The sequence below is a fragment of the Halobellus limi genome, from assembly GCF_004799685.1.
Taxonomy (GTDB): Archaea; Halobacteriota; Halobacteria; order Halobacteriales; family Haloferacaceae; genus Haloquadratum; species Haloquadratum limi.
Genome location: NZ_CP031311.1, coordinates 1,254,049 through 1,271,378, shown reverse-complemented (window position 1 = coordinate 1,271,378; position 17,330 = coordinate 1,254,049). Strand labels below are relative to the sequence as shown.

At 68.1% G+C, this 17,330-nt stretch carries 16 protein-coding genes, 1 tRNA gene and 1 pseudogene; 12 read left to right on the top strand and 6 right to left on the bottom strand.

Annotated features, from left to right (window positions below):
• The first annotated feature begins 34 nt into the window (after window positions 1–34).
• The gene (gene radB / locus DV707_RS06430) at window positions 35–730 is read left to right on the top strand and encodes a DNA repair and recombination protein RadB (RefSeq protein ID WP_103990071.1); all 696 of its coding nucleotides are present in this window, start codon (window positions 35–37) and stop codon (window positions 728–730) included.
• A 27-nt stretch (window positions 731–757) separates the two neighbouring features.
• Here the strand turns inward: radB and DV707_RS06425 are convergent, their stop codons facing one another.
• On the bottom strand, window positions 758–1,903 hold the full coding sequence (locus DV707_RS06425; RefSeq protein WP_103990072.1) for a CBS domain-containing protein: 1,146 nt from the start codon (window positions 1,901–1,903) through the stop codon (window positions 758–760).
• A gap of 113 nt (window positions 1,904–2,016) precedes the next feature.
• The gene (gene fer / locus DV707_RS06420; protein WP_103990073.1) at window positions 2,017–2,781 is read right to left on the bottom strand and encodes a ferredoxin Fer; all 765 of its coding nucleotides are present in this window, start codon (window positions 2,779–2,781) and stop codon (window positions 2,017–2,019) included.
• Between the two features lie 313 nt (window positions 2,782–3,094).
• On the opposite strand from fer, the gene DV707_RS06415 reads away from it, so the two are divergent.
• The 4 genes from DV707_RS06415 (at window position 3,095) to DV707_RS18420 (ending at window position 5,448) form a co-directional block, all read left to right on the top strand.
• The gene (locus DV707_RS06415; RefSeq protein ID WP_103990074.1) at window positions 3,095–3,727 is read left to right on the top strand and encodes a hypothetical protein; all 633 of its coding nucleotides are present in this window, start codon (window positions 3,095–3,097) and stop codon (window positions 3,725–3,727) included.
• 505 nt (window positions 3,728–4,232) lie between these two features.
• Window positions 4,233–4,913: a hypothetical protein gene (locus tag DV707_RS06410; protein WP_235010705.1), complete on the top strand. Its 681-nt coding sequence runs from the start codon at window positions 4,233–4,235 to the stop codon at window positions 4,911–4,913.
• 71 nt (window positions 4,914–4,984) lie between these two features.
• Complete coding sequence (locus DV707_RS06405) at window positions 4,985–5,212, top strand: hypothetical protein (protein WP_103990075.1); 228 nt, start codon at window positions 4,985–4,987, stop codon at window positions 5,210–5,212.
• Window positions 5,213–5,289: 77 nt separating this feature from the next.
• The gene (locus DV707_RS18420; RefSeq protein ID WP_160113902.1) at window positions 5,290–5,448 is read left to right on the top strand and encodes a hypothetical protein; all 159 of its coding nucleotides are present in this window, start codon (window positions 5,290–5,292) and stop codon (window positions 5,446–5,448) included.
• Between the two features lie 53 nt (window positions 5,449–5,501).
• Here DV707_RS18420 and DV707_RS06400 read toward each other — a convergent pair.
• Window positions 5,502–5,576, bottom strand: a tRNA-Val gene (locus DV707_RS06400).
• Between the two features lie 278 nt (window positions 5,577–5,854).
• Between DV707_RS06400 and trpD the strand changes: the two are divergent.
• From trpD to DV707_RS06380, 4 genes and pseudogenes are all read left to right on the top strand, one after another.
• Window positions 5,855–6,876, top strand: a pseudogene (trpD, locus tag DV707_RS06395) (anthranilate phosphoribosyltransferase).
• Window positions 6,877–6,880: 4 nt separating this feature from the next.
• The gene (locus tag DV707_RS06390) at window positions 6,881–7,612 is read left to right on the top strand and encodes a phosphoribosylanthranilate isomerase (protein WP_103991198.1); all 732 of its coding nucleotides are present in this window, start codon (window positions 6,881–6,883) and stop codon (window positions 7,610–7,612) included.
• A 119-nt stretch (window positions 7,613–7,731) separates the two neighbouring features.
• Window positions 7,732–9,405: an anthranilate synthase component I gene (trpE, locus tag DV707_RS06385; RefSeq protein ID WP_200820862.1), complete on the top strand. Its 1,674-nt coding sequence runs from the start codon at window positions 7,732–7,734 to the stop codon at window positions 9,403–9,405.
• On the top strand, window positions 9,402–10,136 hold the full coding sequence (locus DV707_RS06380; RefSeq protein WP_103990077.1) for an aminodeoxychorismate/anthranilate synthase component II: 735 nt from the start codon (window positions 9,402–9,404) through the stop codon (window positions 10,134–10,136). Before trpE ends, DV707_RS06380 begins: the two co-directional genes overlap by 4 nt.
• Window positions 10,137–10,166: 30 nt before the next feature.
• On the opposite strand, the gene DV707_RS06375 is transcribed toward DV707_RS06380, so the two are convergent.
• On the bottom strand, window positions 10,167–10,388 hold the full coding sequence (locus DV707_RS06375) for a hypothetical protein (RefSeq protein ID WP_103990078.1): 222 nt from the start codon (window positions 10,386–10,388) through the stop codon (window positions 10,167–10,169).
• 506 nt (window positions 10,389–10,894) lie between these two features.
• On the opposite strand from DV707_RS06375, the gene DV707_RS06370 reads away from it, so the two are divergent.
• The 3 genes from DV707_RS06370 to DV707_RS06365 all read left to right on the top strand — a co-directional run bounded on the left by DV707_RS06370 (window position 10,895) and on the right by DV707_RS06365 (window position 15,563).
• Window positions 10,895–14,050 carry an adenosylcobalamin-dependent ribonucleoside-diphosphate reductase gene (locus DV707_RS06370; protein ID WP_103990079.1) on the top strand — a complete coding sequence of 1,052 codons (3,156 nt, stop codon included), beginning with the start codon at window positions 10,895–10,897 and terminating at the stop codon, window positions 14,048–14,050.
• Between the two features lie 128 nt (window positions 14,051–14,178).
• The gene (locus DV707_RS18585) at window positions 14,179–14,343 is read left to right on the top strand and encodes an HVO_2523 family zinc finger protein (protein WP_170216817.1); all 165 of its coding nucleotides are present in this window, start codon (window positions 14,179–14,181) and stop codon (window positions 14,341–14,343) included.
• A gap of 185 nt (window positions 14,344–14,528) precedes the next feature.
• Window positions 14,529–15,563, top strand: a complete 1,035-nt coding sequence (locus tag DV707_RS06365) for a phytoene/squalene synthase family protein (protein WP_103990081.1) — start codon at window positions 14,529–14,531, stop codon at window positions 15,561–15,563.
• A gap of 5 nt (window positions 15,564–15,568) precedes the next feature.
• Here DV707_RS06365 and cruF read toward each other — a convergent pair whose 3' ends face one another.
• Together cruF and DV707_RS06355 are read right to left on the bottom strand one after the other, a co-directional pair.
• Window positions 15,569–16,471, bottom strand: a complete 903-nt coding sequence (cruF, locus tag DV707_RS06360; protein ID WP_103990082.1) for a bisanhydrobacterioruberin hydratase — start codon at window positions 16,469–16,471, stop codon at window positions 15,569–15,571.
• On the bottom strand, window positions 16,464–17,330 hold the full coding sequence (locus DV707_RS06355) for a prenyltransferase (protein WP_103990083.1): 867 nt from the start codon (window positions 17,328–17,330) through the stop codon (window positions 16,464–16,466). Before DV707_RS06355 ends, cruF begins: the two co-directional genes overlap by 8 nt.

Sequence of the window (17,330 nt, the reverse complement as noted above, 5' to 3'; positions counted from 1 at the left end):
GGGCTTTTTCGCCGAAGCCGACCGAGACCCCCGCGTGTCCGACGCACTCACCACGGGGTGTCGAGCGCTCGACGAGCTGTTGGGAGGCGGTTTCGAGCGCGGCACCGTCACGCAGCTCTACGGCCCGCCGGCGGCCGGGAAGACGAACCTCGCGCTCTCGGCGGCCGTGCAGGTCGCCGCCGACGGCGGCACGGCCGTCTACATCGACACCGAGGGGCTCTCGATCGACCGGTTCCGCCAGCTCGCGGAGGGCGCGACCGACGCCGACCAGTCCGTCGAGGACGTCACCTCGCGGCTCGTCGTCTCGGAGGCGCACGACTTCGAAGAGCAGGAGGAGGCCGTCCGCGACGCCGCCGAATTCGCCGAGCGCGCGGAGCTGATCGTCCTCGACAGCGCGACGGGATTCTACCGGCTCGAACGCACCGGCGACGCCGACGCCGGCGACTCGCTCCGCCGCGTCGCCAGCCAGGTGACGCACCTGCTCTCGCTCGCGCGGAAGCACGACCTGGCGGTGGTCATCACGAACCAGGTGTTCACCGACCCCGACAGCGACCGCTCTCGCGCGCTCGGCGGTCACACCCTCGAACACTGGACGGGCGCGGTGCTGCGGCTCGATCGGTTCCGCGGCGGCAACCGCCGCGCGACGCTGGAGAAACACCGAGCGAAACCCGCCGGCGAGTCGGCGGCGTTCGAGATCACGGGCGAGGGGCTCTCTGGCGTCGATCTGTAGACGAAAGAAAGCAGAACGTCGACCGGCCTAGAGCTCGCCGAGCTTCCGGATGAGCTGTCCGCGGTACTTCTCGTCGGCGTTGAGTCCCTTCAGTTCGAGCACGTTGCGTTCGAGTTTGTCGAGCGCGACGTGGAAGGCGTGCTCGGAGCCGTAGCCCTCGCCGCTGCCGGCGATCTGGCCGTGGCTGGTCCGCAGCCGGATCTGACACTGGATGAGCGGCGTCCCGCGGAGCTTCTCCTTGTGCTGGTGGAAGCGGACGTGCGCGTGGAGCACCTGCATCTGCTGGTACTTGTCGACGACGGAGGTGATCGACTCGACGACCTCCTCGCGGGAGAGCGTCTCCAGCAGGCTGACGTTCGTGATCTGGACGTCCATGCTCTCCTCCTCGGTGAACGTGAGCGCGCGGAGGACGTCGGTCTTCGTCACGATCCCCCGGACCCGCTCGTCGTTCTCGTCGGGCGTCACGACGAGCCCCGAGATGTCGTTGTCGAACATCCGCTGGACCGCGGTGTCGACGGTCTCGGCCGGCGTCGCCGTCACGACCGGCGAGGACATCAGATCGTAGACGGGGAGATCCAACATCCGGTCGAGGTCGCCGCGCCGGTCGCCGCGGCCCTGTCGGCTGTCGTCGCGCACGACGAACTCGACGAGGTCGTGGGTGGTGACGATCCCGGTGAGTTTGCCGCTGTCCTCGTCGACCACCGGCAGTCGGGAGATGCCGTGCTCGCGGAGCTTGTTGATCGCTCCGCCGACGTGGGACTTCTCGCCGACGCTGACGACGTCCTCGGTCAGGATGTCCTCGACGGAGATGGCGTCGAGGCTGTCTATGACGGCCTCTAAGATCGCGTCGCTGGCGACGACGCCGTACAGCTTCTCGCCCTCGAACACCGGCGCGACCTTCACGTCGCCCTCGACGAGCATCCGAGCGGTCTCGCGGACGTCCTCGTGGCGGTCGACCCGCGGCGCGGACTTCATCACGACGGAGGCCTTCGTGTCGTCCTCCATTCGCGACCGGACGAGCTGTTTTTCGCCGATGACGCCGGCGTAGTCGCCCTCCTCCGTGACGACGATTCCTCGGGGGTTCTCGCGCTCGAAGATGGCGCGGATCTTCCCGAGGCGCTTGTCGACGTCGACTTCGACGAAATCAGGAGTGGCAATATCAGTAATATCCATAGTCGGAGTAGCCTCCGTCCGGGTGTACGCCGGCTGCTGTCTTGAAACTTCGTCCCGTTCTCAGGACGTTGGCGGCGGCGACAGCGGGGTCCCGACCGAGAGCGCGTATCCGATCAGTCGTCCGCTCGCGCGCTCTCGAACTGCTCGGCGGGAAGCCGGAGCTCGGCCAGTCCGGGCAGCCGCTCGATGTTGAACACGACCTTCAGACTGTCGGTGACCGGCTGACCGATGCAGGAGAGGCGGATCCCCCGTTCTTTCATCTCGTCGGTCAGGACGGTGCTCACCGGCATCTCGACGTCGCCCTCGACGACCGCGACCGCGCAGTTCGCACACGCGCCCCCCCGACAGGCGTACGGCCACGAGAAGCCGTACCGCTCGGCCGCTTCCAGCAGCGTCTCCCGGTCCTCGACGACCAGCAGCCCGTGGCGGTCGACGTCGAGGTCTGCGGCCTCGGCCTTCTCGAAGAGGTCCTCGTCGGTGAGCTCCCAGCCGTTGGCTTCGAGCACCTCGTAGTCCAGGTACTCGACGGTCGGGCCGAGCGTCCGCTCGCCGTCCTCGCCGGCGGAGTCCTCCGCGCTCCCGGACTCTTCCCGGGACCGCGTCGAACCGCGCCCCTCGTCGGTCTGACGCCGCGAGACGGAATCGCCCCCTCCGGTCGTCCCGTTCCGACGGCCGCGGTCGTCGTCGACGTCGGCCTCGAACGTGGAGGGGTCTCGGCCCTCGGTGACGTGTTCGTAGGCGCGTCGGACGCGCTCGAACTCCGCGAGCGACCCGCCGTGGTCCGGGTGGGCGTCTTTGACCCGCTTGCGATACGCCCGAACGACCGCGTCCTCGTCGGCGTCGGCGTCGATCCCGAGTACGTCGTACGGCGACTCCACGCAGGCGCCTTAGGCGATGACGGAGTTAAGTCCTCTCCCCGTTCTCGGGCGCGTGAGAACGATACGGATCCGACGTTCCGAGCACCCGACGTCCCAAGTATTCGACATCCCAAGCATCCCCCGTCCCAAGCACCCGACGTCCCGACAGCGGGGCGTCGACGACGAGGGGCGAACGCTCCGGCGACGGCCAGAGGCGAGACCGTCGCGAACGCCGTGAGCGACGCCTCGGAAGGGGAATCACAGACGAGGCCGCCCGAAGGACACCCCCTGGCCCACGGTAGGGGTTTTTGCGTGCCCGGCGCCAACTCGGAGTATGCGGCGACGGGAACTGCTTCGGATGGGTGCGACGGGGAGCCTCGTCGCCGCGGCCGGCTGCGTGTGTGACTCCGAGGGACCGGCGTTCGAGGAGGGGTTCGAGGACGGTCTCGGCGACTGGGAGCGCGGCGCGGCCATCGGTCCCGAGGTCGACCTCCGGGAGTTCGAGTGGGAGGTAGGCGTCTCGGACGCGGAGGCGGCGTCGGGCGAACGCTCGCTGCGGATCTGGAACGAGGGCGACTACGACGACGGCGTGACCTGGGCCGTCCACCCCGTCGCCGTCGAGCCCGGGCGGGCGTACGAAATCACGGTCGCTGCCCAGTTCTGGAGCGAGTCGGAGTCGTTCAACACGCTTCGGGACGCCCTGATGCGTCTTGGCCCCGAGCGGCCGTCGGTCGAGGCCGACTTCCCGAACCCGGGCGTGAACACGACCGCCCTCGGCGAGACGCCCTACGGCGGGCTCCGCGAGCCGCTGTGGCTCGCCGACGGCTGGCGCGAGTACCGCTTCGAGTGGACGACGCCCGAACTCTCGACCGAGAGGCTGTACGTCGCCGTCGGTACGGCCGTCATCTGGGAGGGGGACGCGACTCACTTCGTCGACGACATCGTGGTACAGCTCGAAGCGAGATGAGAACGGCCCCGGGCGTCGGTTCCACCGCGTGAGAGAGCGGGTTTCGCGCGACGGTGCTCGCGCGCTACGACGAACGCGTCGCTGAAATGCTCACCCTCGTCTCTTCCCGCCGAGCGCCGTAAACGGGGGTGGCGCTCGGGTCGTGTTTAGTTAAGCGACTCCCACCCGGAAAACCACCGACGGGTGGGAATGGAAGGGGCCGTGTTCTCGACGACGACGCGCGACGTAAGCACCGCAGGAGCGAACACAGTGAGCGACGAGGAGCACAGCGAGCGCATCGAGTCGAGAACGCGGGGGCTTCCGAGGGCTTCCCTGCATCCGTCCCACCGATTTCACTCCTAACTAAACAGTACCGGCGCTCGGCGGTAAAAAGTGAGAGTAAGCATTATGAGTGGGTGCAGGCTCCACTTCGGCGAGCGACCTGAACTCGAAAGAGCGTGCGCAAGCTCGGGGTCCGATGCCCGTTTCTTAACACTCTTGCCGCTACCAGCGGAAACCGGCGCCTATGCGCCGTCGCGCGTTCCTCGCGTCCGCCCTGACCGCCGCCTCCACCACCGCTGCGGGGTGCAGTGCCGTCGGATCGCGGACCGAACACACCGACCCGACAGTAGAGACCGACGACAACCCCCGAGACGACGCGAAGTACCTCGAATTTCGCGAAGACGGGACTGCTCTCGCAACCGTGGGCGTCGACCCCAGGTTCGCCCCCCTGCCGGAGTACTTTTTCACGTCGATCTCGCACCCCGACGATACCGAACTGCGGTCGCTCACACAGCGGTTTGTGGCGCTGGGCGGTGACGGCACCCCGCCGCGGGTCTCCCTCCAGGGCCCGTTTATGGGCGACCACGAACCCCACCCGTCCGTATCCCTGTTCCGAGAGGGGTCGGCTGCGGTCCTCGAAGTCCACCGGTTCGGCGAGATCGCCGACGAGACCGTATTTATCGAGCTTCCGGTCGCCCGATGGCCGGAGTCGGCCGGTCGGCTCGTCGTCGAGAGCACCGTCGAACTCGTCGAACCGGGGCTTACCGCTCGGACACGTCTCCTCGACGGACGACTCGAATTCGAGTTCTCCGCTGAGACCGAAGCCGGCGAGCGAACCGCTGACACGCCGGACGCTCGGGATAAATCGATAAGGGCGTCGCGAACGGCGGTAGCGAGGTTGCGGTCGAGCCACCGAGTCGGCTGACGCAGCTGAGGGAGACGACAGTATGAGCCCCGACGGAACCGTAATCCGCCGGGAGCGTGTAGGCACGACCGATGACCGAGCCGGTGATCCTACTGTTGGTCGGAGCCCTCCTCCTCCAGCTCCCGCTCGGCGTCGTGATGTACTTCGACGCGAAGCGACTCGGCCTGAAAGACCCCGAAGTGTACTGGCTCGGCGTCGTCGTCCCCACGGTCGGCTTCGTCGTGATCCTGTATTACTTCTCGGAGCGAAAGGACCTCCCGAAGAAGGACGACCCAGACCAGGGCGGGTCGACTCGGTAGGTTCGACCCGCGAGACGGTACGGGAAAAGTAGTAGGAATACGGGACCAGTTCGTTTGTACGGGCGGAATCCGAGCGTATGGCCCCGAACGCCGACGAGCGGGGCCGGATCTACTCCCCCGAGGAAATTCGGGAGAAGCACGGCCGAAGATACCACACCGTCGAACTCCCGCCGCGCGTCGCGCTGTTCCCCGTCGCCGACGACTTCGCGTTACGACTCGACGGAGACTCCTCCTGAGACCTCTTATTCTAAAGGAGCGCCTACGTGGTTCGATTCTACTTATAAGAGAGTGGGTTGGGGCGAATTTGAATCGCCGGCCTCCTCCATGTCAAGGAGGTGTCATAACCAGACTAGACCACCAACCCGTCTGGTCCGCGTTCGGTCGCGCCCGTCTGAGCGCATTACTTCGTTCCCCGGGGACGTAATTGAAGGTTTCGTTTCGGAAACGGACGCCGCCGTCGCCGGATTTCCGACCGCTCTCGTGCCTCAGACCCGTCGACGCTGACCTGGACGGTGCCGTCTACGTTCGCCTCTCGGTACCCTCTGGCGGTCTCTGTCCATCCGTCCGTCGAGCGCTCCGACAGCCTTATGATGATGAACGGATTTGTTCACTGTAACCCGAACACGTACATCGGTGATCACGATGACACTCCAAGAATACATCGAACGGACGACCGGCGGCGAGGACCTCACGCAGGAGGAATCACGCGAGGCGGCCAGTCTCGTCTTCGAGGACGCGACGGAGGCCCAGATCGGCGCGTTGCTGGCGGCGCTGCGAGCCAAGGGCGAGACCGAGACCGAGATCGCGGGGTTCGCCCAGGGGATGCGCGACGCGGCGCGGACGATCCAGCCGGATCGAGAGCCGCTCGTCGACACCTGCGGCACCGGCGGCGACGACTACAACACGATCAACGTCTCGACGACGAGCGCCATCGTCGCCGCGGGCGCGGGCGCGGCGGTCGCGAAACACGGCAACTACTCGGTCTCCTCCTCCTCGGGCAGCGCCGACGTCTTGGAGGTCGCCGGCGCGGACGTCGAGGCCGAACCCCCGCCGTCGAGGAGGCGATCGAGCGCGACGGGATCGGTTTCATGCTCGCCCCGGTCTTCCACCCGGCGATGAAGGCGGTCATCGGCCCGCGGAAGGAGTTGGGAATGCGGACGATCTTCAACGTGCTCGGCCCGCTGACGAACCCCGCGGGCGCGGACGCACAGGTCGTCGGCGTCTACGACGAGGACCTGGTTCCGGTCCTCGCCCGCGCGCTCTCGCACATGTCCGTCGAGCGCGCGCTCGTCGTCCACGGCTCCGGGATGGACGAGATCGCGTTGCACGAGGAGACCGCCGTCGCCGAGGTCGACGGCGACGGGATCGAGGAGTACACCATAACGCCCGAGGAGATCGGCCTCGACGCCGCCCCGATCGACGCCGTCGCCGGTGGATCGCCGCAGGAGAACGCGGCGGACCTCCGCGGCATCGTGACCGGCGAGGTGACGGGGGCCAAGCGGGACATCATCCTCGCGAACGCCGGCGCGGCGATCTACGTCGCCGGCATCGCCGACAGCATCGACGAGGGCGTCGAGGTCGCCGCGAACGCGATCGACGAGGGCGACGCCGCGTCGACGTTTTCGGACCTCTGTGAGCCGATCGACGCCGCGGTGGAGCGCTGAACCGATGGTCCGGGTGAAGATCTGCGGCGTGAGGAACGAGTCGGACCTGCGAACCGTCGAATCGGCCGGCGCGGACGCCGTCGGCGTCATCGCGGACGTCCCGGTCGACACGCCGCGGGAGGTATCCCTCGGCCGAGCGAGCGAACTGCTCGACGCCGCGCCGCCGTTTCTGACGACGGCGCTGGTGACGATGCCCGACGGCGTCGCGGAGGCCGTCGACGCGGCCGAGCGGGTCGCCCCCGACGTGCTCCAGCTCCACGGCGACTTCGCTCCCGAGGAACTGGCGACAATCCGTGCGGACGTCGCCGCCGACCTCGTCGCCGTCGTCGACGCCGCCGACCCCGAGCGCGCATGGAGCGTCGCACCGGCAGTGGACGCCGTCCTCGTCGACTCCGTCGACGAGTCGGGCGCGGGCGGGACCGGCGAGACCCACGACTGGGCGGCGACCGCCGAGGTCGCGGCGACGCTCGACGCCCCGGTGATCCTCGCGGGCGGACTGACGCCCGAGAACGTCGCCGAGGCCGCGGGGGTCGTCGAACCCTACGCGGTCGACGTCGCCAGCGGCGTCGAGCGAACGGGCGGGCGAAAGGACCGCGACGCCGTCCGCGCGTTCGTCGCGAACGCCCTCGGGGCCGGAGGAGATACGGACGCCGACGAAGAGACGAGCGGAGGCGGCGAAGAGACGAGCGACGCCGACGAAGACGCGAACGCGCCCGTCGAGGAGGTGTCGTCGTGACCGACGCCGCCGGTGGGGACTCCGACCCGGCGGACGCGACGCTCTCTCGCTCCCGCGGGTCGTTCGTCGCGGACGTCGCGGCCGCCACGGGGGAGGCCGACGGTCCCGTCGTCGCGCATATGACGGCCGAACTCCCGGACGTGACGCCGCTGACCGCCTACGCCGCGCTCGCGGACCGGAGCGACTACGGGTTCCTCCTCGAGAGCGCGGAGAAGACGCCGTCGAGCGACCCCGCGGGCGCGTTCGCCCCCGAGCACGCGACGACCGACCGCCACGCCCGGTTCTCGTTCGTCGGCTACGACCCCGAGGCGGTCGTCACCGTCGATCCCGACGGCGTCGACGTCGAGCGGCTGGGCGGACCGGCGGCGGACTACGTCGCCGGCGTCGACGTAGCGGAGAACGAAGGCGGAGACGGCGACGCGGATACCGACCGCGACGTCCTCGACCGACTCCGGGCCGCGTTTCCGACGCTGCCGCGGGTCGGCTTTCCCGACGACGACCGCCAGCAGCTCCGCGGCGGCCTCGTCGGCTTCCTCGCCTACGAGGCCGTCTACGACCTCTGGCTCTCGGAGGTCGGCGTCGAGCGCCCCGAGACGGAGACGCCGGACGCGCAGTTCGTGCTCACGACCAAGACGCTCTCGTTCGACCACGCCGAAGATTCGGTCTCGCTCGTCCTCACGCCGGTGATCGGCCCCGACGACGACCCCGGAGAGATCTACGACGACCTCCGCGCGGAGGCCGAGGAGGTGGTCTCGACGCTCGCAGACGCGACGCCGCCGGAGACGGGCGGATTCGTCCGGAGCGGCGAGTCAGCCGGTCCGAAGGAGGAATACGAGGCCGCGGTGCGGAAGACGAAAGAGCACGTCCTCGACGGCGACATCTACCAGGGCGTCATCTCCCGGGTCCGCGAACTCCGGGGGGAAGTCGATCCGCTCGGCCTCTACGAGGCGCTGCGGGAGGTCAACCCCTCGCCGTACATGTACGTCCTCAGACACGACGACCGACACATCGTCGGCGCGAGTCCCGAGACGCTCGTCTCCGTCCGCGGGGACCGCGTCGTCTCGAACCCGATCGCGGGGACCTGCCCGCGCGGGACGAGCCCCGTCGAGGACCGACGGCTCGCCGGCGAGATGCTCGCCGACGGCAAGGAGCGCGCCGAGCACACGATGCTCGTCGACCTCGCGCGCAACGACGTCCGGCGGGTCGCAGAGCCCGGAAGCGTCCGCGTCGAGGAGTTCATGAACGTCCTGAAGTACAGCCACGTCCAGCACATCGAGTCGACCGTGACCGGGACGCTGGCCGGAAGTGGCGACGCCGACGACGAGGCGGGCGCGGACGCCGAAGCCGCGGGCGACGCGGAGCGCGCCGACGCGTTCGACGCCACGCGTGCGACGTTCCCCGCCGGCACCCTGACCGGCGCGCCGAAGGTCCGCGCGATGGAGATCGTCGACGACCTGGAACTGACGCCCAGAGGCGTCTACGGCGGCGGCGTCGGGTACTACTCGTGGTCCGGCGACGCCGACTTCGCGATCGTCATCCGGACGGCGACGGTCGACCGCAGCGGCGCGGAGGACGTCATCTCCGTCCGGGCCGGTGCGGGCATCGTCGCCGACAGCGACCCGACCGCGGAGTACGAGGAGACCGAGCAGAAGATGGACGGCGTCCTCGCGGCGGTCGAGCGCATCGAGGCGGGGTCCGAGTCGTCCGAAGCGAGTGACGACGCCGCGGGGTCGGACACGAGCGACGACACGACGCCGGAGGACCAGGCCGTCTCCGGGGAGGTGCCCCGATGACGGTCCGACTGCTCGTCGTCGACAACTTCGACTCGTTCACGTACAACCTCGTGGAGTACTTCTCCGAGCAGCGGATCGACGGCGAGCGTGTGGAGGTAGTGGTTCGAAAGAACACCGCCGACCTCGACGAACTCCGCGAGATCGACCCGGACGCCATCGTCATCAGTCCCGGCCCGGGCCACCCGAAGAACGAGCGCGACGTCGGCGTCACCACCGAGGTGCTCACGACGCTCTCGGAGACGGTCCCGACGCTCGGCGTCTGTCTCGGCCTCGAAGCGGCCGTCTACGCGTACGGCGGCGAGATCGGACACGCGCCCGAACCGATCCACGGGAAGGCCTACCCCGTCGACCACGACGGCCGCGGCGTCTTTGCCGGTCTCGATCAGGGGTTTCAGGCCGGGCGCTATCACTCCCTCGTCGCGACCAGCGTTCCCGACTGCTTCGAGGTGTCGGCGACGACGACGCACGCGGTCGCGGACGGCGAGGAGACGACCGCCGTGGGTAATGGTGAGGCGGCGACCGATGTGGGGAACGATGAGGCGGCGACCGACGGGGCTCCGGACGCGACCGCGACGGACCTCGTGATGGGCGTCCGCCACCGGGAGTTCCCGATCGAGGCGGTCCAGTTCCACCCCGAGTCGGTGCTCACCGGCGTCGGCCACGACGTCGTCCGGAACTTCCTCGAAGCGTACGTGCGGCCTCCCGAATCGGAGCGGGCGGCGCAGGTCTGATTCGCGCCGGGTCGTCAGCGGATACCGTCGTCACAACACGCTGATTCCGAAGAACGAGAGCAGCAAGAGCGCCCCGACCACGACGGCGGCGATCGTGACCAACCGCCAGGCGATCTTCAGCGCGATCCGGCCGACGAGAACGACGACCGCGATCGCGACGATCACGGCGAGCGCCTGTCCGAGCGGTTCCGAGAGGAGCCCACCCAGCTGTAGCGGGACGGCCGCCGCGGTCGGTGCGAGTGTGGACGACATATCCGACGCTATCATCGGACGGGGGAATAAGTCTGTGGGGTCGGTGGCCTCTCGGGTCCCCCGAATCGACCGACGGGACCGGGGCGATCGAACGTATAGGAAACCTGGCTATTTTTGTCGATTCGGTCGGTGTCTCGCGGTCGCTCCCCGCCGATAACGGTGGAACGAGCATCGGCGACAGGGGCGGCCCTCACCGGCAGGGCCCCTTCGGTTCCGCTGGATAATCGACCGACAGCGTCGTTTCCCACCGCCGGTGTTTTCACTTCCGCTCCGGTCTACGAACCTTCATATCCCTCGTGTGCCTACTGGGCTACGCCACGTCGAGTGTGGGGGAACCACGGTCAGGGATAGGTGCTAATTATGATATTTAATGGGGGAATGCCCGGATACCGAAGCCTTAACCGACCTCCCACACTCACACGACACCGTTACAAATGATCCAACCAGAGCCACTCACTCGATCCGAGAACGTCCCGTGTGTCCGCACAGGACGGGAGGAACAGTAGATGAGCGAGAAGAACGTGAGAGCCGGCGAACTCGAACTGCCCGTCAAGCGGACCGACGGCGACACCCTCGAGGAGCGCCTCACTGCGAACGCGTATCACAACATCCTGCCCGCGCGGTACCTCCGCAAGGACGCCGACGGCGACCCCGTCGAGTCCCAGGAGGACCTCTTCCCCCGCGTCGCGAAGAACGTCGCGCTCGCGGAGGCGGTCTTCGAGGCCGAGAAGCGAGACGTCGAGGTCACCGTCACGCCCGAGCAGTTGAAGCCCGACCACCCGCGCCGGGACGAACTCGCCGAGGAAGTGTTCGGGAAGGGCGTCACCGCCGACTCCGAGGCGGAAACGTCGCTGTCGGTGTACAACGTCAACAAGTTCGCCTACGACACCGTCGTCCCCGACCTCCCCGAGGAGATCCGGTCGGAGGTCGAGGCCAAACGCGAGGAGTTCGAGACGCTGATGGAGGACCTCTCCTTCATGCCGAACTCGCCGACGCTGATGAACGCCGGCGACGAACTCCAGCAACTCAGCGCCTGTTTCGTCGACTCGCCCGAGGACGACATCGACGACATCCATCAGACTGCGAAGGAGGCCGCACAGGTCTTCCAGAGCGGCGGCGGGATGGGCTATGCGTTCTGGCGGCTGCGCCCCTACGGCGACGCCGTCGGCTCGACGGGCGGCATCGCCTCCGGGCCGATCACGTTTATGCGGACGTACGACCAGCTCTGTGAGACGATCGCGCAGGGCGGCGCGCGACGCGGCGCGCAGATGGGCGTCATGCGGGTCAGCCACCCGGACGTCATCCAGTTCCTCCACGCGAAGAACAAGGACGTCTCCCTGGCGCACACCCTGCGGCTGAACGACCCCGACGACTTCACGCACAACTCCTTCAAGGACGCCTTAGAGGAGGCCCGCGAACTCATCGACGACGAGGGACGCGTCCCCAAGCACCTCCGAAACGCCGTCGAGGGCCACCTCTCGAACTTCAACATCTCCGTCGGAATCACCGACGACTTTATGGAGGCGCTGTTCGAGGACGAGGAGTTCACCTTCACCAACCCGCGGACGGACGAACCGCACGTCGCCACGCCCGAGACGAAGGAGCTGTACGATATGTTCGGTCTCGGCGAGCACGTCGAGGTCGGCGAGGTGCTCTCGGTCCCCGCCCAGGAGCTGTGGGACCAGATCGTCGACGGCGCGCACGAGAACGGCGAACCCGGCGTCATCTACCTCGAACGGGTGAACAAGCAGCACTCCTTCGACGTCGAGGAGCACCCCGACCACCGGATCCTCGCGACGAACCCCTGCGGCGAGCAGCCGCTCGAGGAGTACGAGGCCTGCAACCTCGGGCACATCAACCTCTCGACGCTCGTCGACCTCGACGCCCCCGACTGGCGCGTCTGGTACGACGCCCACGGCGACGAGTACGACGAGTTCGAGGACGCCGTCGACGCGTTCCTCGAAGAGGCCGTCGACTGGGAGGAGTTCGACTACCGGATCGACCGTGGCACGCACTTCCTCGAGAACGTCGTCACGATGTCGGACTTCCCCGTCCCGGAGATCGAACAGAAGGTCCGGGACATGCGGAAGATCGGTCTCGGCGTGATGGGGCTGGCGCAGCTGTACATCCAGCTCGGCATCCAGTACGGGACCGAGGCGGGCAACGAGGTCGCCCGCCAGCTGATGACCCACATCAACCACGAGTCGAAGTGGACCAGCCACGAACTCGCCGACGAGCGCGGCGCGTTCAACGACTGGGCTGACTCGAAGTACGCCGACCCGACCGAGTATCGGGAATGGTTCGAGCACCACACCGGCCTCGACGCCGACGAGTGGGAAGACGGGTTCCCGATCCGGAACCACAACACGACCACCGTCGCGCCGACGGGCACGACGTCGATGGTCGGCAACACGACCGGCGGGATCGAGCCCATCTACAACGTCGCCTACTACAAGAACGTCTCAGACGACGTCCAGGGCGACGAGATGCTCGTGGAGTTCGACGACTACTTCCTCCGAGTGCTGGAGGCCAACGACATCGACGTCGACGCCGTGAAGAAGGAAGCCCAAGAGCAGATGGCCGAAAACGAGTTCGACGGCGTCTCCTCTCTGTCGACCGTTCCGGACGCCATCTCGGAGCTGTTCGTCGTCACCGGCGACCTCTCGGGTAAGCAGCACGCCGCGGTCCAGTGTGCCACCCAGGAGGGCGTCGACTCCGCCATCTCGAAGACCTGTAACTTCCCGAACTCCGCGTCGAAGGAGGACATGGACGAGGTCTACCGCTACATCTACCGCAACGGCGGCAAGGGCGTCACCGTCTACCGCGACGGCACGCGCTCGAAGCAGGTCCTCACGACGCGCGCGAAGAACGCCGACTTCGCCGACGAGAGCGAGGCCGCCGAGGCGCTCGTCGAGCAGATCGAGGAGGTCTTCGGCGGCGTCGAGGGCTTCCTCGAGAACGAGAACGTGCGAGCGGCGCTCGACGAGGAGGTCGACCGGCTGCTGTCGGCCGCCGACGGCGAGACCGACCTCGGCAAGAAGCGGCCGCGGCCGGACGTCCTCCACGGCGTGACCCAGCGCATCGACACCGGCTACGGGAAGCTGTACGTCAACATCAACGAGGACGAGCGCGGCCGGCCCTTCGAGCTGTTCGCGAACATCGGCAACTCCGGCGGCTTCACCGCCTCCTTCACCGAGGCGCTCGCGAAGACCATCTCGACGGCGCTGCGCTCGGGGGTCGACCCGAGCGAGATCGCAAGCGAACTGCAGGGCATCCGCAGCCCGAAGGTCGCCTGGGACAAGGGCGAGCAGATCAACTCCATCCCGGACGCCATCGGCACGGCGATGCGGCGCTACCTCGACGGCGAGATCGAGAAGGGCTACCCGCAGCAGCAGAACCTGACCGAGCTCTCCGAGAGGTCGTCCGCGGACGCGACCGCCGACGCCCCGGCGGGGCGCGAAACCGACGGCGGCGCGGCCGTCGACGTGGACGACGTCGACGTCGGCCCCGACGCGGAACAGCCGAGCGGCCCCAACGACGACGCGACCGACGACCTGCTCGCGGCCGGAGAGAGCCCCGAGTGCCCCGAGTGCGGGGGGATGTCGCTGTACTACTCGGAGGGCTGCAAGACCTGCGAGTCCTGCGGCTGGTCGGAGTGCTGAGGCGGCACTCCCGACCTCGATCGTAGCGTAGTCAGTCGAATTTTCCGCTCGGTTCCTTTCTTCGTCGAAGCGAGGGCCGAGCCGCGGAAACGCGAACCTTCTTGTCGACTGCGGCCGCCGGGTCGGACGTGAGCGACGCGAACGAGGCCGAAGACCGTGACGAATCGGGGACCGTCGAGACCCCGCCCGGTCGCCCGTGCCCGCTCTGCGAGCGGCCGATGGCTCGCCGCCACTGCAAGTACGTCTGTCCGGAACACGGCGTGGTCTACGACTGCAGCGACACGTTCTGGTAATCTGATACATTTTGGGAGCGACCGGCGAAAACCCGTATATTACTCTACTGGCCGTTTCGTCAGTACTGGTCCGATTCGATGTCAAATCGGCACGAAGCGTTATATGAGTCCGGTCCGTCCATATGATGACAGATGTGTGGTCCGACGGCACCGCGACGAGACGCCCTGAAACGCAACACGTAACGATGGTTCAACAGGAACAGATCCGACAGAGCAAGGCGATCCAGCGACAGACGGGGAAGACCTTCCACCTCGCGACGCGCGTGCTCCCCGAACGCGTTCGACACCCGACGTACGTGCTGTACGCGTTCTTCCGCGTCGCGGACGAGGTGGTCGACGCCGCCGAGACGGCCCCGCCCGAGGAACAGCGGCGGCGGCTCGAAGAGCTGCGCCGGCAGGCGCTCGGTCGCGAGGAGACCGACGACCCCGTGCTCGACGCCTTCGCGGAGTTACGGGACCGGTACGACATCCCCGACGCGGACGTCGAGGTGTTCATCGACGCGATGCTCTCGGACATCGAGACGGACCGCTACGAGACGTACGCCGACCTGGAGGCGTACATGGACGGGTCGGCGGCCGCGGTCGGCCGGATGATGACCGAAATCATGGAGACTCCGCAGGCCGAGGAGGCCCTCCCGCACGCGACGGCGCTCGGCGAGGCGTTCCAGCTTTCGAACTTCCTCCGGGACGTCCGCGAGGACGTCGTCGAGCGCGATCGGATCTACCTCCCGCAGGAGACGCTCGAGAGACACGGCGTCACCGAGGAACAGGTCCTGAACTTCGAGTACGACGCGAACTTCCGCGCGGCGATGCGCGAGGAGCTGGAGCGAGCGGAGTCGCTCTATCGGGAGGGCGTCGAGGGGATCCGGTATCTCCCCGAGGACTGTCAGTTCGCCGTCCTGCTGGCGGCCGTCCTCTATGCGGACCACCACCGCGAGATCCGTCGGCGCGACTGCGACGTCCTCTCGACGACGCCGTCGCTGTCGACGTCGCGGAAGCTGTTCTTGCTCGCGAAGACCCGCCTGTACTGGGCGTTCGAGCGCGACCCGGTCGCCGTGTTCCGTCGGGTCAGCGTCGTGCCGTACCCCGACGAGGACGATTCCGCGCGAGACCCCGGACACTCCGGCCCCGCGACGGGTCGAACGTGGTGGCCCTGGCCCTCCGGAGGGGTCGGTCGACGCCTCTCGGGCTGGCTCCGGAGTTTCACGCGGAGCGAGTAGGCCGATCAGCGCTTCGACGTCCAGTCGCGCGTCCGGAGCCGCGAGACCGCACCGAGCGGGGCGTCGAACCGATCGGTTCGCAGGAGCCCGATCCCGAACAGCGCCGCGAACGCGACGGGGATCCAGTTTCCGAACCACGCGTTGACGCCGCCCCAGAGGATGACGAAGGAGACGAGGTCGTCGAGCAGGAACTCGCAGTCGTCGAGCCGCGCGAGGAGCGCGCGGCGGTCGTACCCCCAGTCGAGGGCGAGCACGGCGACCGTGGCCGAGAGGACCCACCCGGCGTAGTTCGAGAGCGGGACGCCGTAGAACGCGCCGCCGCCGGGATACACCCAGAAGCCGAGCGCGACGGCGCCGGGATCGAGGACGACGTCCATCGTCAGGACCGTCGCGATCACCGCGAGGAGGCGGACGCCGGTCCGTGCGGCGCGTTCGCCCAGGAGGAGCAGACAGAGGAGGTAGGCGTTCATCACCAGCGGGATGAAGAAGACGGGGAGGCCGAGCGGGACCCCGGCGACGATCGGTCCGAGGTCAACGCCGTAGAAGAACTCGCCGTAGGGGACGCCCGTGTGGACGCCCAGGAACTCGATCCCGTAGGCGTACAGGGTCAGAGCCCCGACCCCGACGGCCGCGCGCCGGTCCGTGACCGGGAGGACGCCGACGACGAGCGGCGAGCGCATCACGAGCGTGCCCAACAGGATCAACAGGCCGTTGAACGCCAGCGGCGCGGGGAGGACGCCCTCGGCGCTCGCCAGCAGCAGGACGATGCCGTTCAGCGGGAAGAACACCGAGATCGTAAAGCGGTTCTCGCGCACCAGCCGTTCGAGGCGCCGTTCCCACTCCGCGCGCGTTCGGGGGATCCCGTCGGTGAGAGCGCCCTGCCCCGGGGCGTCGCCGGCGTCACGCATACAGGAGCCTCCAGAGCGCCCCGAGCGTCAGGAGCGTCCCGACGGCGGTGTTGAGGATCGGGTACCACCAGTAGGCGCGGTCGACGTCGACGTCCGAGCGGTAGATCGCGAAGACGAGCGCGGGATAGGCGACGAGCAGGAGCCCGATCCGGACGTCGACGAGCGCGAAGACGGCGGCGGCGGCGAGCCAGCAGGCGAGACAGTACAGGAACGTCCGCCGTTCGCCGAGGAACGTCGCCGTCGTGCGGATGCCGGCCGCCCTGTCGGGTTCGATGTCGGGGATCGCAGAGAACGTGTGCATCCCCATCGTCCAGAGCCACGCGCCCGCGAGGGCCGCGAGCGGGGGATGTGCGCCCGCGACGGCGGCGTAGCCGACGGCGCCGGGGAGGATGTACAGGCCGTTCGAGACGGAGTCGAGCAGGGGAGTGGTCTTGAACCGCAGCGGGGGTGCCGAGTACTGGAAGCCGAGGACGAAAAAGCCCGCGAGGTACGGCCACGCCACCGGTGGCGCGAGCGCGAAGGTGCCGGCGCCGAGGAACGTCGCGGCTGCGATCACCGCGGCGACCGCCGAATCGCCCCGCCAGCGCGCCTCTCTGTCTTCCTTTTTCGGGTTCGCCGCGTCGACGTCGACGTCGAAGACGTCGTTGACGCCGTAGAGGAAGACGTTCGCCGGGAGCAGGAAGTACGCGAAGAGCCCGAGCGTGACCGGCGTGAACAGGTCTCCCGTCGTCTCAGCGGCGAACGTGACGCCGACGGCGACGGGGCCGGCCAGGTAGAGCCAGAACCGCGGGCGCGACAGCGTCAGGAGGTATCGGACCCGTCCGAGTGCCCCGCCCGTCCGTCCGGATCGGTGTGCCAT

Bases quoted from the DNA above. Each gene is read 5' to 3' on its own strand.
- DV707_RS06425 (WP_103990072.1), bottom strand. From the start codon at position 1,903: ATGGATATTACTGATATTGCCACTCCTGATTTCGTCGAAGTCGACGTC.
- DV707_RS06415 (WP_103990074.1), top strand. From the start codon at position 3,095: ATGCGGCGACGGGAACTGCTTCGGATGGGTGCGACGGGGAGCCTCGTC.
- DV707_RS06410 (WP_235010705.1), top strand. From the start codon at position 4,233: ATGCGCCGTCGCGCGTTCCTCGCGTCCGCCCTGACCGCCGCCTCCACC.
- DV707_RS06405 (WP_103990075.1), top strand. From the start codon at position 4,985: ATGACCGAGCCGGTGATCCTACTGTTGGTCGGAGCCCTCCTCCTCCAG.
- DV707_RS18420 (WP_160113902.1), top strand. From the start codon at position 5,290: ATGGCCCCGAACGCCGACGAGCGGGGCCGGATCTACTCCCCCGAGGAA.
- DV707_RS06390 (WP_103991198.1), top strand. From the start codon at position 6,881: ATGGTCCGGGTGAAGATCTGCGGCGTGAGGAACGAGTCGGACCTGCGA.
- trpE (WP_200820862.1), top strand. From the start codon at position 7,732: ATGACGGCCGAACTCCCGGACGTGACGCCGCTGACCGCCTACGCCGCG.
- DV707_RS06380 (WP_103990077.1), top strand. From the start codon at position 9,402: ATGACGGTCCGACTGCTCGTCGTCGACAACTTCGACTCGTTCACGTAC.
- DV707_RS06375 (WP_103990078.1), bottom strand. From the start codon at position 10,388: ATGTCGTCCACACTCGCACCGACCGCGGCGGCCGTCCCGCTACAGCTG.
- DV707_RS06370 (WP_103990079.1), top strand. From the start codon at position 10,895: ATGAGCGAGAAGAACGTGAGAGCCGGCGAACTCGAACTGCCCGTCAAG.
- DV707_RS06365 (WP_103990081.1), top strand. From the start codon at position 14,529: ATGGTTCAACAGGAACAGATCCGACAGAGCAAGGCGATCCAGCGACAG.
- cruF (WP_103990082.1), bottom strand. From the start codon at position 16,471: ATGCGTGACGCCGGCGACGCCCCGGGGCAGGGCGCTCTCACCGACGGG.
- DV707_RS06355 (WP_103990083.1), bottom strand. From the start codon at position 17,330: ATGGCACACCGATCCGGACGGACGGGCGGGGCACTCGGACGGGTCCGA.